Source organism: Nocardia asiatica NBRC 100129, assembly GCF_000308415.1.
GTDB lineage: Bacteria > Actinomycetota > Actinomycetes > Mycobacteriales > Mycobacteriaceae > Nocardia > Nocardia asiatica.
Window position 1 is genome coordinate 1 of record NZ_BAFS01000235.1, and the last position, 16,880, is coordinate 16,880.

The following is a 16,880-nucleotide window of genomic DNA, read 5'->3' on the forward strand; positions in this document are numbered from 1 at the left end:
AGCTCACCGGGCGTGGCACGACCTCGCTGAAGGACATCCTGCTGAACCTGGCGATTCCATTGGTGAACCGGTTCCCCACCATGATGCTCGCCACGGTCGCCGTGCTGCTGATCGGCGGCGTCCGGATCTACCTGCACCGTCGTGAAGAGGAGGCCGCCCGGCCGCCTTCGTCTCGCCGCGGCGCGAGCTGGGGCAAGAAGTCGCCTGCGAAGAAGAGCAGGCCCGCCCGCTCGTCCGGTGGCCTCGCGGACTCCGCGCGCCGGAAAGCTCGCAAGCCGAAGAAGGAGCCCGACGAGCCCGAGCTGGACGACTTGGACGAGCCCGCCCCGCGACCGGCCCGCCGGCCGGCGGCGCAGGTCGCCGACGCCGCGCCCCGCGTGGCGCCGTCTCGCCCGCGAGAAGGCCGGGCACCCGCCCGGGGCTCAGGCCGTCCGACCGGCGCCATGCCCCGTCCCGAAGGCGAGCCACCGCGCGGCGCGGGACGCCGCCGCGACATGCCGCCGCATCCCCAGCCGAACGTGCGCTATCGCGAACGCGATTCGAGCCGCACAGAGCGACGCAGGCCGGAGAACCTGTAGCCGGGTTCGCCTGACCACGTTACCGCGAATGCCGCGTGCCGGGGGGCGGCCGAGCGCGGGCACCCCGCCGCGCAGACACGCCGGGCTATCTCACCGCGACGCGCGTATCGAACACGGTGACAACCGCTGGCCCCGGCGGGGCGAAACCGTGAGCGCCGAGGAGCAGAGACCGCCGCGAGGCGCACCGCCCATAGACGCAAACTCGACTGCGCCCATCCTCGGGGCGGAATTGGCTACAGCACCCACCCGGCGCAAGCTCAGCGGCGCGCGTCGCGCAGTTCCCGGGGTAGGGCGAACACGAGGGTCTCGTTGGCCGTGGTGACCGGCTGCACGTCGCCGTAACCGTGCTCGGCCAGCATGTCCAGCACGCCGCGGACCAGGATGTCGGGGACCGACGCGCCGGAGGTGATGCCGATCGTGCGGACACCCTCGAGCCAGGCCGGGTCGACTTCGCGGGCGAAGTCCACCAGGTACGCGGCCTTGGCGCCCGCGCCGAGCGCGACCTCCACCAGACGCACCGAGTTCGACGAGTTGCGGGAGCCGACCACGATCACCAGGTCGCACTCCGGCGCCATCGCCTTCACCGCGACCTGGCGGTTCTGCGTGGCATAGCAGATGTCGTCGCTCGGCGGGTCCTGCAGGCCGGGGAAGCGCTGGCGCAGCCGCTGCACCGTCTCCATCGTCTCGTCCACGCTCAACGTGGTCTGCGAGAGCCAGATCACCTTCGACTCGTCGCGCACGCTGACCTTGTCCACCGCGTCCGGCCCGTCGACCAGCTGGACGTGCTCGGGCGCCTCGCCGGCGGTGCCCTCGACCTCCTCGTGGCCTTCGTGCCCGATCAGCAGGATGTCGTAGTCGTCGCGGGCGAACCGCTTGGCCTCCTGGTGCACCTTGGTCACCAGCGGACAGGTGGCGTCGATGGTGTGCAGACTGCGCGCGGCGGCCGACGCGTGCACCGCGGGCGACACGCCGTGCGCGGAGAACACGACGACCGCGCCCTCGGGCACCTCATCGGTCTCGTCGACGAAGACCACGCCGCGGTCGCGCAGCGTCTCCACGACATGCCGGTTGTGCACGATCTCCTTGCGCACGTAGATCGGCGCGCCGTGCTTCTCGAGCGCCTTCTCCACGGTTTCGACCGCGCGGTCCACGCCGGCGCAGTACCCGCGCGGCTCCGCGAGCAGCACGCGTTTTCCGCCGTCGGCGACGGCGTTTCCGGCGCCTGCCGAGCGGGCGATTCCGACGTTCAAGGGAATGGCCGAAGACATGCCCACAGGATACGTGCGGCCCGCGACCGTGCCACGTCCGGGAGTTGTCCGTCACATCCCCTGCCGGATCCGTGCGGCACGGGTCGCGAGCTGGGACGAAAGGCCGTCCCGGCGCGGTCGCGGGCCCGCCGCGGCGAATGTCGCGGACACTCCGCCGGGACCTGCGTTTATTCTCCGCTTTATGAGTACTACGCCGCACAATTCCGGCCGGTCGGCACCGCGCCGGAACGGGCGAATATCCGAACCGCGCCTGCCGCTCCTTTGCATAACACACCATTTCGGGCAGGCTAGGACCATGTTTCGACCACCCTTTCTGGCCCGGGTCGCAGCCGGCGCCGCCGTATACGCGCTCGAGGAATCCCGTCGGCTACCCACGGCGGCAATGAATTTCCCGATCACGGCCATCAGTCAGATGCTGCAGACGACCATGCACGTCCAGCAGTTCGTGACCAGCCTGGCGCTGAAGGGCGACGCGGTTTTCGATCGACTGTCCAACCGGCCGGTCGAGCAGCCGGAGTGGGCCACTTTCGACGAGGACCTCACCGACGACCCGAACCCCGCCCCGCTGCGCACCAGTCGATTCGATCTCTACACCACAGACGATCCCGATCCGTTCCGCGCGGGCGAGACCAACGGCCATGCCACCCCGGTGACGCCGATCGCCGACCAACCGGCCGAGCCGGATCGGGCTGACCCGGAATCGGATCCCGCCCCGGTTACGCAAGCGCCCGCGATCGCCGAACCGGAAGTCGCCATCCGCTACGACTACGCCACCATGACCCTGGCCCAGCTGCGCGCACGACTGCGCATGCTGAGCCTCGAAGATCTCACCGCGCTGCTGGAGTACGAGCAGCACACCCGCGCCAGGGCGCCGTTCGTGACCATGCTGACGAACCGGATCGCCACCGTGCAGGCCCAGTGACCGAACCCAGGACACCCTCGTCGGCGGCGACCGGCCGGGAGAACCCCGGCCAACCCGCCGCGCCGGCCAATTCCGCCGAGCACCCGTGGCCCGTGCGCTCGGTGTCCATCAAGGTCGCCCAGTGGATCGATCGGCTCGGCAGCATCTGGGTGGAGGGCCAGATCACCCAGATCAACCTTCGTCCCGGCACCCGCACCGCCTTCCTGGTGCTGCGCGACCCGTCGGCCGACATGTCGCTGTCGGTGACCTGTGATCCCGACCTCATTCGCGATTCCCCCGTCCCCCTGCAAGAGGGCAGCCGGGTGGTCGTCTACGGCAAGCTCTCGTTCTTCACCGGTCGCGGCACGATCTCCCTGCGCGTCCTGGAGATTCGGCCGGTCGGCATCGGTGAACTGCTCGCCCGCATCGAACGGCTGAAGGCGCTGCTGGCCGCCGAGGGCCTGTTCGATCCCCGGCTCAAGCGCCCGATCCCGTTTCTGCCCGGAACGATCGGCCTGATCACCGGCCGTGCCAGCGCCGCGGAGCGCGACGTGCTGAGCGTCGCCAGGAATCGTTGGCCCGCGGTCCGTTTCGAGATCCGCAACACCGCCGTGCAGGGGCCGACCGCGGTGTCGCAGATGCTCACGGCACTGGCCGAACTCGATCGCCACCCGGCCGTCGAGGTGATCGTGCTCGCCCGCGGCGGCGGCAGCGTGGAAGACCTGCTGCCGTTCTCCGACGAGGCGCTGTGCCGCGCCATCGTGGCCGCGACGACGCCGATCGTGAGCGCGATCGGCCACGAACCGGACAACCCGCTCAGCGACCTGGTCGCCGACCTGCGTGCCGCCACCCCGACCGATGCCGCCAAGCGGATCGTCCCGGACGCCGCCGCCGAACTGGCCTGCATCCGCGAGCTGCGCGAACGCACCGCCGCAGCGCTGCGCGGCTGGGTCGACCGGGAGACCAGGGCGCTCGCCCAGCTGCGGTCGCGGCCGGTGCTGGCCGACCCGCTGCGCGAGATCGATCGCCGCGCGGAAGAGGTCGAACGCCTGCGTACCGCCGCGCACCGCTGTGCCGAGCAACTCGTTCGCACCGAGTCCACGGCCACCCGTCATCTGCGCGAGAAACTCACCGCCGTCGGCCCGGCCGCCACGCTGGCCCGTGGCTACGCTGTCGTACAGCGCGTCACCGGCCGGGAACGGGAGGTAGTGCGCTCGATCGAGGACGCGCCCGCTGGCAGTCAACTGCGCATCCGGCTCGCCGACGGCGCCGTCACGGCCGCCGCGCTGGGCACCCAGGCGCTGGGCGCCAAGCACACCGACACAGGGAGGAACTGACCTTGGCCGAGTCCGGCAAGTCCGCGGGAGAGAACGGGGCGGGAGCCGACGAATCGGCCGAGATCGCCGGTTTCGGTTACGAACGCGCGCGCGACGAACTCGTCAACGTCGTCAAGATCCTCGAGCAAGGCGGCCTCGACCTGGACGAGTCCCTCGCGTTGTGGGAGCGCGGCGAGGCGCTGGCCAACCGCTGCGAAGAACACCTGGCCGGCGCGCGCAAACGCGTCGAGGACGCGCTGCACCGCACCGACCTGGAACAGTCGCGATGACCATCCGCCGCGCCACGCCCGATATCCGCACCGCCGACCTGGCCGCGAGTCGCGATTTCTATCGGCTGCTCGGCTTCCGGGAGGCGATGGACCTGGGCTGGGTGGTGACGATGGCCTCGCCGTCCAACCCGACCGCCCAGGTCCTGCTCGTCGGCCCGGAGGCCGACCGGCTCCAGCCGGACATGAGCGTGGAGGCCGACGACGTCGACGCGGTACACGCGGCGGTCGAAGCCGCGGGCGCCGACATCGTCTACCCCTTGCGCGACGAGCCGTGGGGCGTGCGCCGCTTCTTCGTCCGCGATCCGAGCGGGACCGTCGTCAACGTGGTGAGCCACCGCTGAGGACAGCGCCCGGAATCGCGCTCAGCGCGGGGCTGCCGCGGCGCGGAACCGCGCGACGCCGTCCACGCTGCTCACCCGCTCGAACCCGGCTTTCTCCAGCACGCGCACCGACGACGGGTTGGCCGGGTCCACGTCGGCGTGCACCACGCGCACGCCCGGCGCGGTGAACGCGTGCGCCGTCATGGCGACGGTGGCCTCGGTGGCGTAACCACGGCCGCGCCGCGAGGCGACGACGCCGTAGCCGATCTCCAGCGCGCCGTCGGCCGGCGGCCAGAACAGGCCGATCGATCCGACGACGAGCCCACTCGATCGCTCGACGATCAGCCGGTGCCCGAACGGCCCGAGCCAGTCCGGCCGCGCGGCGAGCAGCCCCGCGATCACACGATCACCCTCGGCCGGGAAATCCGGCGCCCACGTGGCGTGACGCCGGTCGTCGAGCACGGCGGCCAGGGCGGCCGCGGTCCACGACCGCAAGCGCAAGCGTTCGGTGAGCAGATCGGAAGGAATGGAAACAGACACGTGACACTCCTGGGTCATCTCTCGAGAGACCGGTCCGCGAAACGCGTCTGCCGAAGAATCAGGAGCGCGCGAACCGGCGAAGGACATGCGAAATACGGCTGACGGCAGCCATATTCATCAACCTCCGAGATCCGGTTCGGCACGTGTCTCGTACCGCGGCAAACCTAACGGTCGCGCGCGGACGAAAGCAAGCTCGGGTCAGGGCTTCAGCGGTTGCGCCGCGGTGATCGCCTGGGCGAGCGTGGCGAACGCCGCCTGATTGCCCGCGCCGGTGATCAGCACCCGGGACTGGCCGAGGTCGGTGATCCACGCCGTCTCCGAGCCCTGCTCGGCGTAGACGATCCACTTCTGCGCGCCGACCTGCTCGGTGCCGCTGGCGTACCGGGACCCGAGCACGAACCGGGCCAGCGCCTCCTCGGTGGCGTTGCTCTGGGTGAACCGCATGTAGGTGCCCTGCGGCGTGATGTAGCCGACTGTGCTGACCGGGCCGCCGCCGGTCCCGCCGATGGACTCGCGGCTGCCGGAATTCGGCGTCCAGTCCGCGGGCAACTCCGGGTTGCGGATCGGGAACGGCAGCGAGCGCGCGTCGGCGGTGAGCGCCGCCCGCGCGTCGAAGTGCGGGATCTGCCCCTGCGTCGGACCGTTGGCGGCGAAACTGCACTGGCTGGCCAGACCCGCGAAAACCAGCGCGATCAACACCAACGGGATCAGCGACCAGAACAGATCCCGGTAGTCGTTCAGGATGCGTGGCTTTTGGTACGACACCCTCCCAGTATCCACTCGAACGGCGAGGCTTCCCCGCGCACCCCGACACCGCCGAACAGGGGTGTACGCCCGTGCCACATCGAATGAGACAATTGACCGGTACGTACCGACGCACAGGAGGCACCCCGCAATGACGGCAACTTCCCCCACACCTAGCCGCCGCGAGGCGCCCGACCGCAACCTCGCACTCGAGCTGGTCCGCGTGACCGAGGCCGGGGCGATGGCCGCGGGCCGGTGGGTCGGGCGCGGCGACAAGGAGGGGGGCGACGGCGCCGCCGTCGACGCCATGCGGCAGCTGGTCAGCTCGGTGTCCATGCGCGGCATCGTCGTCATCGGCGAGGGCGAGAAGGACGAGGCGCCCATGCTGTACAACGGCGAGGCGGTCGGCGACGGCACCGGCCCCGAAGTGGACTTCGCGGTGGACCCGATCGACGGCACCACGCTGATGTCCAAGGGCGTGCCCGGCGCGATCTCGGTACTCGCGGTCGCCGAGCGCGGCGCGATGTTCGACCCGTCCGCTGTCTTCTACATGCACAAGATCGCCGTCGGCCCCGACGCCGCCGACGTGATCGATATCTCGGCCCCGATCGGCGAGAACATCAGCCGGGTCGCCAAAGCCAAGAACTCCGCGAAGTCCGACCTGACCGTCTGCATCCTGGACCGTCCCCGCCACGCCGAGCTGATCCAGCAGGTGCGCGACGCCGGGGCCCGCATCCGCCTGATCTCCGACGGCGACGTCGCCGGCGCGATCGCCGCGGCCCGCCCCGACTCCGGCACCGACATCCTCGTCGGCATCGGCGGCACCCCCGAGGGCATCATCGCCGCGGCCGCGATGCGCTGCATGGGCGGCGAGCTGCAGGGCATGCTCGCGCCGAAGGACGACGAGGAACGGCAGAAGGCCATCGACGCAGGTCACGACCTCGACCGCGTCCTGACCACCGAAGACCTCGTCTCCGGTGAGAACGTCTTCTTCTGCGCCACCGGCGTCACCGACGGCGACCTGCTGCGCGGCGTGCGCTACTACGGCGGCGGCGCCTCCACCCAGTCGATCGTCATGCGCTCGAAGTCCGGCACCGTCCGCATGATCGACGCCTACCACCGCCTCACCAAGCTGCGCGAATACTCCTCGGTCGACTTCATCGGCGACGAACACGCGGTCCCGCCGCTGCCGTGATTTTTGGCCGCGACCTTCGTCGCGGCGTGTTCGCGGCCCCTTTGTGGCTCGCGTTCGAGCGACCACCCCTGGCGACTTCGTCGCGGACGCGGCGGCCGCTCGAGCGCGAGCCGGGCCGCGGACGGCGCATGCTCGGTTTCACCGCCGGGCGCCGACGGATCGTTTCAGTGCTCGCGGCGATGACTGCTGCCGAGTAGTGCACAGTCCTGCACAGGGGGTTGCGCTTCCGCGCGACACGAACTCGAGTTGCGCCGGGTATGCGTTTTGTGTGGCCTCGGTGTTTGCCCCTCTTCGCCTGTATGGAGGGGGAAGGCGTCGGTTCCAGGGGGCGCGGAGGTCTTCGAGAGGGCGGTTTCGTATTCCCGGCGCGGGGCCGGTGGGGTGTGCGAATGACCTCAGGCGTGGCTGCCCCATGGGGGCGGTGACCGGAATAGGGTCGGAATCATGACCGAGGAGCAGCAGTACCGCATCGAACACGACACCATGGGTGAGGTTCGGGTTCCGGTGGACGCTTTGTGGCGAGCGCAGACCCAGCGGGCCGTGGAGAACTTCCCGATCAGCGGACGCGGCTTGGAGCGCGCGCAGATCCGCGCGCTCGGCTTGCTGAAGGCCGCGTGCGCCACGGTGAACCGCGACCTGGGTCTGCTCGATCCCGGTAAGGCCGACGCCATCATCGCGGCGGCGAACGAGATCGCCGAAGGCAAGCACGACGACCAGTTCCCCATCGACGTCTTCCAAACCGGTTCCGGCACCAGCTCGAACATGAACGCCAACGAGGTGATCGCCTCGCTGGCCAAGACGAAGGGGGTCACCGTCCACCCGAACGACGACGTGAACATGTCCCAGTCGTCCAACGACACCTTTCCGACGGCGACGCATCTGGCCGCCACCGAGGCGGTCATCACGGATCTGGTTCCCGCGCTGGAACATCTGCGGCTGGCGCTGCTGGACAAGGCGGCGGAATGGCGGACCGTGGTGAAGTCCGGGCGCACCCACCTGATGGACGCGGTGCCGGTCACCCTGGGGCAGGAGTTCGGCGGCTACACCCGCCAGGTCGCGGCGAGCATCGACCGCGTGATGGCGACGCTGCCTCGGCTGGGCGAGCTGCCGATCGGCGGAACAGCGGTCGGCACGGGGCTGAACGCGCCGGACGGCTTCGGCGCGAAGGTCGTCGCGGAACTGGTGCGCGCCACCGGCATCGACGCGTTGCGCGAGGCCGAGGACCACTTCGAGGCGCAGGCCGCGCGCGACGGTCTGGTCGAGGCGTCCGGCGCGCTCCGCACGATCGCGGTGAGCCTGACCAAGATCGCCAACGACATCCGCTGGATGGGCTCGGGCCCACTGACCGGTCTGGCCGAGATCCAGCTGCCGGATCTGCAGCCGGGCAGCTCGATCATGCCGGGCAAGGTGAATCCGGTGCTGCCCGAGGCGGTCACCCAGGTCGGCGCCCAAGTGATCGGTAACGACGCCGCGGTCGCCTTCGCGGGCGCCAACGGCGCTTTCGAACTGAACGTGTACATCCCGGTGATGGCCCGCAACCTGCTGGAGTCGATCCGCCTGCTGGCCAACGTGTCGCGCCTGTTCGCGGACAAGTGCGTGCGCGGCCTGGTCGCCAACGTCGAGCACCTGCGCAGGCTCGCCGAGTCCTCCCCCTCGATCGTCACCCCGCTGAACTCCGCGATCGGCTACGAGGAAGCGGCCGCGGTCGCGAAGGAAGCGCTGAAGGAGAAGAAGACGATTCGCCAGACCGTCATCGATCGCGGCCTGCTGGACGACAAACTGACCGAGGAGGAACTCGACCGCCGCCTCGACGTGCTGGCCATGGCGAAGGTCGACGACCAGGACTGACCAGACCGCGAACGAACGCCACCCCGGTAGCCGTGTGGCTGCCGGGGTGGCGTTCGACTGGAACGTCTCGATCTCGGATCGGGCGACCTACCCGCGACTCGCGGCTCCGATGACCGCAGGTCAGTCGCGCAGGCGCGAGAGTTCGTCGCGCGCCAGCGCACCGTCCGGGCCGAAATCGCTGCGGGTGAAGATGTTCCAGCGCCGCAGCAACGGCGCGAAGACCAGCTCGTCCTCCTTGGCCCGGTCGTAGATGCCCGCCTCGGCGAGCACCGCGTCGCTGCCGCGGCCGTCGGGCAGCGCCACCGTCGGGACCTCGAAACCGGCGACCCGGTCGGCGATGGCGCGCATGGTCTGGTCCGGCACCAGGTCGAGCGCGGCGGAGACCAGGTCGGCGAAGAAGACCGACTGCAGTTCGTCGTCCAGCGCGATGCGCTCGGCGATGGCGGTGACCTGAGGGTTTTCGCCCAGCGCCGCGATGTTGCGGTGCCGGACCGCGCTGGCGGCCTCCTCGAAGGCGCAGTTGGCCAGCACGTCGAGCAGGTGCATGGCCGGGCGGCGGAAGCCTTTGGTCATGTGCTCCATCCGCAACCGCTCCAGTTCCACCGGGTCGACGGACCTGGTGACCATGAGGTAGTTGCGGATCATGATCTCGTGACGGTTCTCCTCGGCCGTCCAGCGGCCGACCCAGCGCCACCACGCGCCGGTGCGCAGGTACTTGCCGATCTCGCGGTGATACGAGGGCAAGTTGTCGGCGATCAGCACGGAGACGGTCAACGCCAGTTTGGCGGTGTCGCTGAGCTGGGACTGCTCCGGCGCCCAGTCGGTACCGCCGAGGAAGGCGAAGTTGCGCCCGTCGTCCCACGGCACGAAGTCGTGCGGCTGCCACCCGTCGGCGACATCCACGTGCTTGCGCAGCAGCAGTTCGACGTCCACCGCGAGCGATTCGAGCAATTCGCGATCGGTCAGGAGAGTTTGCACCGAGATAACCTAGCGGCTTGGCCCGCGAAGCGGGGGCGGATGGATGGAAAGGGCGGGCAACCGAGACCGCGCGGCGGTCCCGGACGCCGAAATACCAGGGTTACTACTTCGGCGTGACGGTGATAGTACCGTCCACCCAGGTGATGGTCCCGCCGCTGAAATCGCTCTGCTTACCGCCGGGGATGTCCTTCTCGTCGCTGATCGGGTAGCCGAGTTGGCCCTGCGCGCCGCCGTTGTCTTCCCACGCCTTGCGGATCTCGCCCCAGACGACGTGCGGTTCGCCGTCCTTGGCCTCGTAGATCGTGCCGCCCGCGAAGTCCTGGTATTCGCCGTCGTCGGGACCCTTCTCCTCCGCTTCCAGCGGCAGGCCGAGGGTGCCGGTGGGGCCGCCGAGCTGCACGTACTTCTCGTAGATGTCGCCGTCCACGGAGATCTCACCGGCCGGGGTGGCGATCCTGGTCCCCTCCGCGGCCGGGGCCGTGGTGCCCGTGGCTCGGTTCTCGGTGGTGGTCGCGTCGTCGTCGGGCGCGGTGGTGGTGCCGGGCGCGAGCGTGGTCATCATGGTCGTCATCATGCCCGTCATCGTGGCGCCGACATCGGAGTCGTCGTCGTCACCACAGCCGGCCAAGGCCAGCCCTGCCGCGGCGAGCACTGCGGTGATTCCAGCCGTTCGTCGAGCGAAGTGGTGCATGTCCATCCTCTCGCTGTGGGCTACCGGCACACACCACGGGCTCCGTGACGCCGCGCGTAGCCTCGGCCGATTGTCAGGCGATGACCCGGTGACCGAGGAGGTCACCGGGTCATACCGAACAGCTATCGCGGCGGGGATTACCCGTCGGATGTGCCGTGAAACACACCTCCGACGGCGCCCCGGGATCAGGCGTTGGGGCCGTACTCCTCCAGCATCTCGGTGACCAGCGCCGCGATCGGCGAGCGCTCGCTACGGGTCAGCGTGATGTGCGCGAAAAGCGGATGGCCTTTGAGCTTCTCGACCACCGCCGCGACGCCGTCGTGCCTGCCGACGCGCAAGTTGTCGCGCTGGGCCACATCGTGGGTGAGCACCACCCGCGAGCCGGTCCCCAGCCGGCTGAGCACCGTGAGCAGCACATTCCGCTCCAGCGACTGGGCTTCGTCCACGATCACGAAGGAGTCGTGCAGCGACCGCCCGCGGATGTGGGTCAGCGGCAGCACCTCCAGCATGTCGCGGCTGAGCACCTCCTCCATCACCTCGCGGCTGGCCAGCCCGTCGAGCGTGTCGAAGACCGCCTGCGCCCAGGGGCCCATCTTCTCGCTCTCGGTGCCGGGCAGATAGCCCAGTTCCTGGCCGCCGACCGCGTACAGCGGGCGGAAGACCACCACTTTGCGCTGGGTACGCCGCTCCAGCACCGCCTCCAGACCCGCGGTCAACGCCAGCGCCGACTTGCCCGTGCCCGCGCGGCCGCCGAGGGAGACGATGCCGACGCTCTCGTCCAGCAGCAGGTCGAGCGCGATGCGCTGTTCGGCGGACCGGCCGTGCAGCCCGAACGCCTCGCGCTCGCGCACCAGCTGCACCCGCTTGTCCGGCGTGACCCGGCCGAGCGCACTGGAGCCGGGGCCGAGCAACCGGATGCCGGTGTGGCAGGGCAGCTCTCGCGCCTCGTCCAGATCGATCACCGACTCGGCGTAGAGCTGATCGATGCTCGCCGTGCTGACGTCGAGCTCCACCATGCCCGACCATCCGGAGGTGACCACGTCCTGGGCGTGGTACCCGTCGGCGTGCAAACCCACCGCGCCGGCCTTCACCCGCAACGGTATGTCCTTGGACACCAACACCACTTCGCGGCCCTCGGCCGCGAGGTTGAGCGCACAGGCCAGGATGCGGGCGTCGTTGGTGTCGGTGCGGAAGCCGACCGGGAGGACCGCGGGATCGGTGTGGTTCAGTTCCACCTGCAACGTTCCGCCCTCGTTGCCGATCGGCACCTGCTGATCCAGCCTGCCGTGCAGCAGGCGCAGATCGTCCAGGTTGCGCAGGGCTTCTCGCGCGAACCAGCCCAGCTCGTGATGGTGCCGTTTGGCTTCGAGTTCACTGATGACCACCAGTGGTAACACCACGTCGTGTTCGCCGAACCGCGTGAAGGACCAGGGATCCGACAGCAGGACGGAGGTGTCTACGACGAAGGTTTTGCCGAGTAATTGCGAGGGGCGGGCCCCCTTCGCGGCGGCTCCGCCTTTCGCGGAGCTGGAGTTCGCCGAGGGAGCGGAAACGGAGCGTGCAGCAGTCACGGTGGGCTCCTCTGTGTTCGCGCGGCAGTCGCACGAACGATCTCGCTGGACCGGTCCGTCCTGCTGGACCCGACGTTGCCGTCAGGCGCCACGAGGGCCGGGGACCGGCCCCCTCGTACTGAGTAGCTCAGTCACGGTCAGGACCTCCCGTACGAGCCACACCGCCGCGGCCCGCACACCCGACGCTACCGTCGATCCGGGCATCCGCGCTCGGAGACCGGGAGGCGTGTCCGTGAATTTGTCGTAAACCCGCACGTCGCGCTGGTTCAGCGCAGCACGTCGAGCAACACCGGAACATGGCTGTTCGCCGGATCCTGTACGGCGGTTAGCAATGTCACCGGACCTTCGGCGGCCAAAGCGCGCAATTCCCGCAAATCTTGCCGAACATCCGGCTCCGCCAGTTCGGCGCGGTAGCGGCGGGCGAATTCCGGGCCGCGCGCGTCCCGGTCGGCATGGAACCAGCGACGCAACTCGGTGGACGGAGTGAGCGTTCTGGGCCAGCGATCGACCCGCGCTTGCGCTTTGGTGATCCCCCTCGGCCAGAGCCGGTCGATCAGCACGCGCACGCCGTCGTCCGGGTCGGGAGCGTCGTAGACGCGCTTCACGCGGAAGCCACGCGAGGTTTGCGGTGTCATAGCAGTCATCGCAGCACGGCCTCCCCCGACAGTCGGGATTCACCACGCGGTCGCTGTCGCCCGTTTCGACGGTTAGAGTCGCTGGTATGGCCGGTAACGAGGATTTGGAGAAGCTGTCGTCGAAGGAACTGCACGACCGGGCGATGCGGCTGGCCGTGCGGCGTGGCGACGTGAAGTTCCTGTGGCGGCTGCTCACCTCGATCCCGGCCGCGGAAGCCGCGGCGGGCAACGTCGGCGAGAGCGAGGCGGACATCAAGTACGTGCTGCCCATGCTCGACGACTACATCCACGCGGGCGACGGAGCGGTCGCCGAGGTGCTGCGGCCGGTCTACCTGGAATACCTGGCCCAGCACTCCTGAGCCGGGTCAGCCCCGCCTCAGCGCCGCCCGCCAGAGGCCCGCTCCGGTGCCGCGCAGAACGTTCTCCCAGCTGAAGTGGTCGTGCCACAGGACGATTCGACCGTCGCGCAGTTCGAACGTGCCCGTCACCCAGAATCCGACGCGCACCGGCCCGAAGCGCAGGTAGTCGGTGCGGTCGGTGAGCACGATGTCGCCGTCGGCGGCGATGTGGTGCAGGTCGACGCCGAAGCCGAGCCAGTCGCGACGCAGGCCGCGCAGCACGCCCGCGACCCGATGCACGCCCCGCACGTCGGGCAGCGAGGTGTTCTTCCAGACGATGTCCGGGTGCAGCAAGTCGATCGCCTCTTCGGCGGCGCCCAGCTCCAGCGCGGCGAAGAACTCCCGCACGGTGGTGATCGAGTCCTGTCGCAGATCGGGTTCGTCGGTCATGGTCCGAGCGTAGGCCGCGCCGGTCATCCGCGGCGCGCGATGAGCACGGCCAATCCGTCGAGAATGCGCCCGATGCCGAAGCGCAGCGCGCCCTGCCCGCCCGCGACCGCGCCCTCCTCGGCGAACGCGGCGACCGTGGCCGGGTAGCGATCGGCCGCGGCGGCCACCATCTCGGCCAATTGCCCGGCGATCTGTCTCTCGAACTCGTCGGCCTCCCCCGCCCGCACCTGCTGCACCAGGCTGCGAGCGTGCCCGATCAGCAGGACGATGGTGTCCAGGCGCTCGGCGGTGGTGAGCCCGGTGCCGGCGAGCGCCGTCAGCGCGGACTCCATCCAGGCCATCTCGTTCGGCCCGACCGGCCGGGCCCCCACCGACACCTCCAGCGCCCAGGGATGGGCGCGCAGCCGCTCGTAGATCGTCTCGCACCACAGGCTCAGGCGCCCGCGCCAAGCCTCCTGCGCCTCGCCGTCGCCGCCGTCGCCCATCTCCGGGGGCGCGCCGAGCGCGGTGTCCAGCATCAGCGCTACCAGCTCGGCCTTGCCCGGCACGTAGCGGTACAGCGACATCTTGGTGAAACCGAGGCGCTCGGCCAGCCGCTGCATGGACAGGTTGGGCAGTCCTTCGGCGTCGGCCAGCGCGATCGCCTCCGCGACGATCCGCTCCACCGTCAACGCGGGTTTCGGACCACGCTTCGGGCGATGACCGGTGCCCCAGAGCAGTTCGAGCGTGGTGGGTGGAGGCATGCCCGGGATCCTTCCGGAGAACGTCTTGACGTGAAACTGTGTCTACCATACGCTAATTCGCGTCCACCATATACAGTTTCCGGCGGACGCAAATATTGAGGAGATCCCATGCGGAACACCACCGTCCTCGTCTCCGGCGCCGGTATCGCCGGACCCGCGCTGGCCTACTGGCTGCATCGGTACGGGTTCGCGGTCACCGTCGTCGAACGCGCTCCCGCGCCGCGTCCCGGCGGTCAGGCGATCGATTTCAAGGGCCGCACCCACCGCACCGTGCTGGAGCGGATGGGCATCCTGCGCGACGTCGAGCAGCGCAGGACGGGCACCACCGACACGGTCTTCGTGGACGAGCGCGGCTCGCGGCGGGCGCTGCTGTCGGGCGAGTTCACCGGCGGCGACGTCGAGATCCTGCGCGGCGACCTCACCGAAATCCTCTACCTGCGCACCGCCGACCGCTGCGAATACCTGTTCGGCGATTCGGTCACCGCGCTCACCGAGACGGCGGACGGCGTGCACGTCGAGTTCGAGCACGCGCCCGCACGCACCTTCGACCTCGTCTTCGGCGCGGACGGCATCCACTCGCGGATTCGCCGCCTGGCCTTCGGCCCCGAGCGCAACTTCGTGAAGCACCTCGGCTACTACTACGCCGTCGCGGGCGCGTCGAGCGGCAGCCCGGCCGAACCGCGCGAGCGGGCGACCGCGTACGCACACAACGCACCCGGACGACTGGCGATCAGCGGCGGGCCGAAGGGGCAGCAGATGTACATGTTCGCCTCCACCGAACTCGACTACGCCCGCGACGACAGCGCGGCCCAGCGGCGCATCCTCACCGCGACCTACGCCGAGGTCGGCTGGGAGGTGCCGCGCATGCTCGCCGAGCTGGCCGGATTCGACGACTTCTACATGGACTCGATCAGCCAGGTCCGTATGCCGGGCGGCTACACCAAGGGGCGGGTCGCCCTGGTCGGCGACTCCGCGTACGGCAACACGCTGGGCGGTTTCGGCACCGGACTCGCCGTGGTCGGCGCTTACGTCATCGCGGGCGAGCTGGCCTCGGCCGACGGCGACCACACGACGGCCTTCGCCCGCTACGACGAGCTCATGAAGCGCTACGCGAGGATCGCGGGCAACAGCAACGCCGGTCGCTTCCTCGCGCCGAAGACCGCGCGCGGCATCAGGATCCGCGACTGGTTCCTCGAATCCCGGCTGTTCACCCTGATGGTGAAATACGGCGACAACGCAGCCAACGACATCGATCTGAAGGACTACCCGGCCCTGGTCGGCACCACCGATGCGCGCTGATCATCCGCCACCCGCCTTGACAGCGATCGGACCCGTCGCCCCCGCCGCCGAACCGCGCGACATCCCAGTTCGCCAGGGCCGCAGCGCCGATCCCATGGGTGTGATCGGGCGCCCACGTGGGGTCGACTGTGTTTCGATGGAACCGGAGCGAGATGGGACGCGTCTATAAAGTCAGACGGCACTGACGGAAGGGGCCGCTATGGCGGACAGCCCGTTTCCCGGGTACATCGAGGCTGCGAAAACCGGGGCATTGCAGGTACGGATGGAGCCGCAAGGTTTCGTCGAGATCGACCAGGCGTGCCAGGAGTTGATCGATGCGCTCGTGGCGGCACAGACCGACGCGCGCGAACTCGGTGAACGTCAGCACTGGGGTCTGGGCGAGAACAATCCGAAGCTGACCTCCGCGGTGGAGTTGGTGCGGCTGTTCCGGGAGAAGGCTTTCGGCGGGCCGAACAACGCATTCGACACCCTGAACGACTACATCTCCGTGGCGCAGGAGATCCAGTCCATGTTCCAAGCCATCTGCGACACCTACATCCGCACCGACGCGGAATTCGCGGCGGCGATGCGGGAGCTCCGCGTATGAATGTCGGCACGACCGTCCGGCGGACGCGGCTGGTCGCCGGGGCGATCGGAATCATGCTGCTCACCGGGTGTGGTGATCAAACGCCGAGCGAGCCGAGCAGATCGACGGCGTCGCAGCCGACCGCTTCCGCTTCGAGCCCATCGCCCGGGGCTAGCCCACAGTCCGTGTTCGACCCATGTATCGCCCTCACGCCGCAGTTTCTCGCAGCGCACCGATGGGACTCGAAACTCCCGGAACCCAAGCAGGACAGCCAAGGCGGCGTCACCTGGAAGGGCTGCCGCTACGTCGCGCGGGCGGGCTATGGATTCGTGGTCGAGACGACCAACGGCACGCTCGATCAGGTTCGCGACAAATATCCTGCCGCCGTGAACATTGCGGCGGGTGACCGGAAAGCCCTGCGCTACGAGGCGCGTCCGGACATTCCCGGTGGCTGCACGGTCAACATCGAGATGGCGGCCGGATCCCTGTACATCCTCACCAACGTGCCGCAGACATCGGCGAACAAGCACCTCGTCGCATGCGACATCGCCGTAGATATCGCCCGCACAGTCGCACCACTGCTGCCCGCGGGCAGCTGAACACCGGGGGA

20 protein-coding genes are annotated in these 16,880 nt (G+C 69.4%); 11 read left to right on the forward strand and 9 right to left on the reverse strand.

The features are described 5' to 3' along the window. A partial coding sequence (locus ON27_RS22935) for a DUF6542 domain-containing protein (protein ID WP_043731591.1) occupies positions 1 to 578 on the forward strand: 578 nt, incomplete at its 5' end. 257 nt (positions 579 to 835) lie between these two features. Here ON27_RS22935 and ON27_RS22940 read toward each other — a convergent pair. Then, positions 836 to 1,846, reverse strand: coding sequence for a 4-hydroxy-3-methylbut-2-enyl diphosphate reductase (locus ON27_RS22940; RefSeq protein ID WP_043731594.1), 1,011 nt, complete (start codon positions 1,844 to 1,846; stop codon positions 836 to 838). 295 nt (positions 1,847 to 2,141) lie between these two features. Between ON27_RS22940 and ON27_RS22945 the strand changes: the two genes are divergently transcribed. From ON27_RS22945 to ON27_RS22960, 4 genes are all read left to right on the forward strand, one after another. Continuing rightward, positions 2,142 to 2,768 (forward strand): lipid droplet-associated protein, encoded by a 627-nt coding sequence (locus ON27_RS22945; RefSeq protein ID WP_043731597.1) that lies wholly within the window; start codon positions 2,142 to 2,144, stop codon positions 2,766 to 2,768. Positions 2,769 to 2,860: 92 nt separating this feature from the next. Then, positions 2,861 to 4,084, forward strand: coding sequence for an exodeoxyribonuclease VII large subunit (gene xseA, locus ON27_RS22950; protein WP_051046919.1), 1,224 nt, complete (start codon positions 2,861 to 2,863; stop codon positions 4,082 to 4,084). Positions 4,085 to 4,086: 2 nt separating this feature from the next. Beyond that, positions 4,087 to 4,353, forward strand: coding sequence for an exodeoxyribonuclease VII small subunit (locus ON27_RS22955; protein ID WP_051046913.1), 267 nt, complete (start codon positions 4,087 to 4,089; stop codon positions 4,351 to 4,353). Further along, positions 4,350 to 4,694: a VOC family protein gene (locus tag ON27_RS22960; protein ID WP_043731600.1), complete on the forward strand. Its 345-nt coding sequence runs from the start codon at positions 4,350 to 4,352 to the stop codon at positions 4,692 to 4,694. The genes ON27_RS22955 and ON27_RS22960 overlap by 4 nt, the downstream gene beginning before the upstream one ends. Before the next feature lie 21 nt (positions 4,695 to 4,715). Here the strand turns inward: ON27_RS22960 and ON27_RS22965 are convergent, their stop codons facing one another. Beyond that, positions 4,716 to 5,213: a GNAT family N-acetyltransferase gene (locus ON27_RS22965; protein WP_218003033.1), complete on the reverse strand. Its 498-nt coding sequence runs from the start codon at positions 5,211 to 5,213 to the stop codon at positions 4,716 to 4,718. 198 nt (positions 5,214 to 5,411) lie between these two features. Further along, positions 5,412 to 5,978: a DUF4245 domain-containing protein gene (locus ON27_RS22970; protein ID WP_043731605.1), complete on the reverse strand. Its 567-nt coding sequence runs from the start codon at positions 5,976 to 5,978 to the stop codon at positions 5,412 to 5,414. A 130-nt stretch (positions 5,979 to 6,108) separates the two neighbouring features. On the opposite strand from ON27_RS22970, the gene glpX reads away from it, so the two are divergent. Beyond that, the gene (gene glpX, locus ON27_RS22975) at positions 6,109 to 7,152 is read left to right on the forward strand and encodes a class II fructose-bisphosphatase (protein WP_043731608.1); all 1,044 of its coding nucleotides are present in this window, start codon (positions 6,109 to 6,111) and stop codon (positions 7,150 to 7,152) included. A 444-nt stretch (positions 7,153 to 7,596) separates the two neighbouring features. Continuing rightward, positions 7,597 to 9,000 carry a class II fumarate hydratase gene (locus ON27_RS22980; protein WP_043731610.1) on the forward strand — a complete coding sequence of 468 codons (1,404 nt, stop codon included), beginning with the start codon at positions 7,597 to 7,599 and terminating at the stop codon, positions 8,998 to 9,000. A 120-nt stretch (positions 9,001 to 9,120) separates the two neighbouring features. Here ON27_RS22980 and ON27_RS22985 read toward each other — a convergent pair whose 3' ends face one another. The 4 genes from ON27_RS22985 to ON27_RS23000 all read right to left on the reverse strand — a co-directional run bounded on the left by ON27_RS22985 (position 9,121) and on the right by ON27_RS23000 (position 12,884). Beyond that, positions 9,121 to 9,978: an acyl-ACP desaturase gene (locus ON27_RS22985; RefSeq protein ID WP_043731613.1), complete on the reverse strand. Its 858-nt coding sequence runs from the start codon at positions 9,976 to 9,978 to the stop codon at positions 9,121 to 9,123. Positions 9,979 to 10,081: 103 nt separating this feature from the next. Then, a complete protein-coding gene (locus ON27_RS22990; RefSeq protein ID WP_043731674.1) occupies positions 10,082 to 10,669 on the reverse strand; it encodes an LGFP repeat-containing protein in 588 nt (195 codons plus the stop codon). A 185-nt stretch (positions 10,670 to 10,854) separates the two neighbouring features. Next, on the reverse strand, positions 10,855 to 12,240 hold the full coding sequence (gene phoH2, locus ON27_RS22995) for an RNA 5'-3' helicase PhoH2 (RefSeq protein ID WP_043731615.1): 1,386 nt from the start codon (positions 12,238 to 12,240) through the stop codon (positions 10,855 to 10,857). A gap of 266 nt (positions 12,241 to 12,506) precedes the next feature. Beyond that, positions 12,507 to 12,884, reverse strand: coding sequence for a DUF488 domain-containing protein (locus ON27_RS23000; RefSeq protein WP_245560062.1), 378 nt, complete (start codon positions 12,882 to 12,884; stop codon positions 12,507 to 12,509). 77 nt (positions 12,885 to 12,961) lie between these two features. On the opposite strand from ON27_RS23000, the gene ON27_RS23005 reads away from it, so the two are divergent. Further along, the gene (locus tag ON27_RS23005; RefSeq protein WP_043731622.1) at positions 12,962 to 13,234 is read left to right on the forward strand and encodes a hypothetical protein; all 273 of its coding nucleotides are present in this window, start codon (positions 12,962 to 12,964) and stop codon (positions 13,232 to 13,234) included. Between the two features lie 6 nt (positions 13,235 to 13,240). Here the strand turns inward: ON27_RS23005 and ON27_RS23010 are convergent, their stop codons facing one another. Then, positions 13,241 to 13,663 carry a limonene-1,2-epoxide hydrolase family protein gene (locus tag ON27_RS23010; protein WP_043731675.1) on the reverse strand — a complete coding sequence of 141 codons (423 nt, stop codon included), beginning with the start codon at positions 13,661 to 13,663 and terminating at the stop codon, positions 13,241 to 13,243. Positions 13,664 to 13,686: 23 nt separating this feature from the next. Next, on the reverse strand, positions 13,687 to 14,406 hold the full coding sequence (locus ON27_RS23015) for a TetR/AcrR family transcriptional regulator (RefSeq protein WP_043731625.1): 720 nt from the start codon (positions 14,404 to 14,406) through the stop codon (positions 13,687 to 13,689). A 108-nt stretch (positions 14,407 to 14,514) separates the two neighbouring features. Here ON27_RS23015 and ON27_RS23020 point away from each other — a divergent pair, with 108 nt between their 5' ends. The 3 genes from ON27_RS23020 to ON27_RS23030 all read left to right on the forward strand — a co-directional run bounded on the left by ON27_RS23020 (position 14,515) and on the right by ON27_RS23030 (position 16,869). Further along, positions 14,515 to 15,705 carry an FAD-dependent monooxygenase gene (locus tag ON27_RS23020; RefSeq protein ID WP_043731629.1) on the forward strand — a complete coding sequence of 397 codons (1,191 nt, stop codon included), beginning with the start codon at positions 14,515 to 14,517 and terminating at the stop codon, positions 15,703 to 15,705. 199 nt (positions 15,706 to 15,904) lie between these two features. Beyond that, positions 15,905 to 16,291: a hypothetical protein gene (locus ON27_RS23025; protein ID WP_157227287.1), complete on the forward strand. Its 387-nt coding sequence runs from the start codon at positions 15,905 to 15,907 to the stop codon at positions 16,289 to 16,291. Between the two features lie 53 nt (positions 16,292 to 16,344). After that, entirely contained in the window at positions 16,345 to 16,869 is a 525-nt protein-coding gene (locus ON27_RS23030; protein ID WP_083887751.1) for a DUF3558 domain-containing protein, read from the forward strand. Positions 16,870 to 16,880: the final 11 nt, after the last annotated feature.

Coding starts and splice junctions, on each gene's coding strand:
- ON27_RS23015 (WP_043731625.1), bottom strand. CDS start 14,406: ATGCCTCCACCCACCACGCTCGAACTGCTCTGGGGCACCGGTCATCGC.
- ON27_RS23030 (WP_083887751.1), top strand. CDS start 16,345: ATGCTGCTCACCGGGTGTGGTGATCAAACGCCGAGCGAGCCGAGCAGA.
- ON27_RS22960 (WP_043731600.1), top strand. CDS start 4,350: ATGACCATCCGCCGCGCCACGCCCGATATCCGCACCGCCGACCTGGCC.
- ON27_RS23025 (WP_157227287.1), top strand. CDS start 15,905: ATGGCGGACAGCCCGTTTCCCGGGTACATCGAGGCTGCGAAAACCGGG.
- ON27_RS23005 (WP_043731622.1), top strand. CDS start 12,962: ATGGCCGGTAACGAGGATTTGGAGAAGCTGTCGTCGAAGGAACTGCAC.
- ON27_RS23020 (WP_043731629.1), top strand. CDS start 14,515: ATGCGGAACACCACCGTCCTCGTCTCCGGCGCCGGTATCGCCGGACCC.
- ON27_RS22990 (WP_043731674.1), bottom strand. CDS start 10,669: ATGCACCACTTCGCTCGACGAACGGCTGGAATCACCGCAGTGCTCGCC.
- ON27_RS23000 (WP_245560062.1), bottom strand. CDS start 12,884: ATGACTGCTATGACACCGCAAACCTCGCGTGGCTTCCGCGTGAAGCGC.
- ON27_RS23010 (WP_043731675.1), bottom strand. CDS start 13,663: ATGACCGACGAACCCGATCTGCGACAGGACTCGATCACCACCGTGCGG.
- ON27_RS22980 (WP_043731610.1), top strand. CDS start 7,597: ATGACCGAGGAGCAGCAGTACCGCATCGAACACGACACCATGGGTGAG.
- glpX (WP_043731608.1), top strand. CDS start 6,109: ATGACGGCAACTTCCCCCACACCTAGCCGCCGCGAGGCGCCCGACCGC.
- ON27_RS22940 (WP_043731594.1), bottom strand. CDS start 1,846: ATGTCTTCGGCCATTCCCTTGAACGTCGGAATCGCCCGCTCGGCAGGC.
- ON27_RS22945 (WP_043731597.1), top strand. CDS start 2,142: ATGTTTCGACCACCCTTTCTGGCCCGGGTCGCAGCCGGCGCCGCCGTA.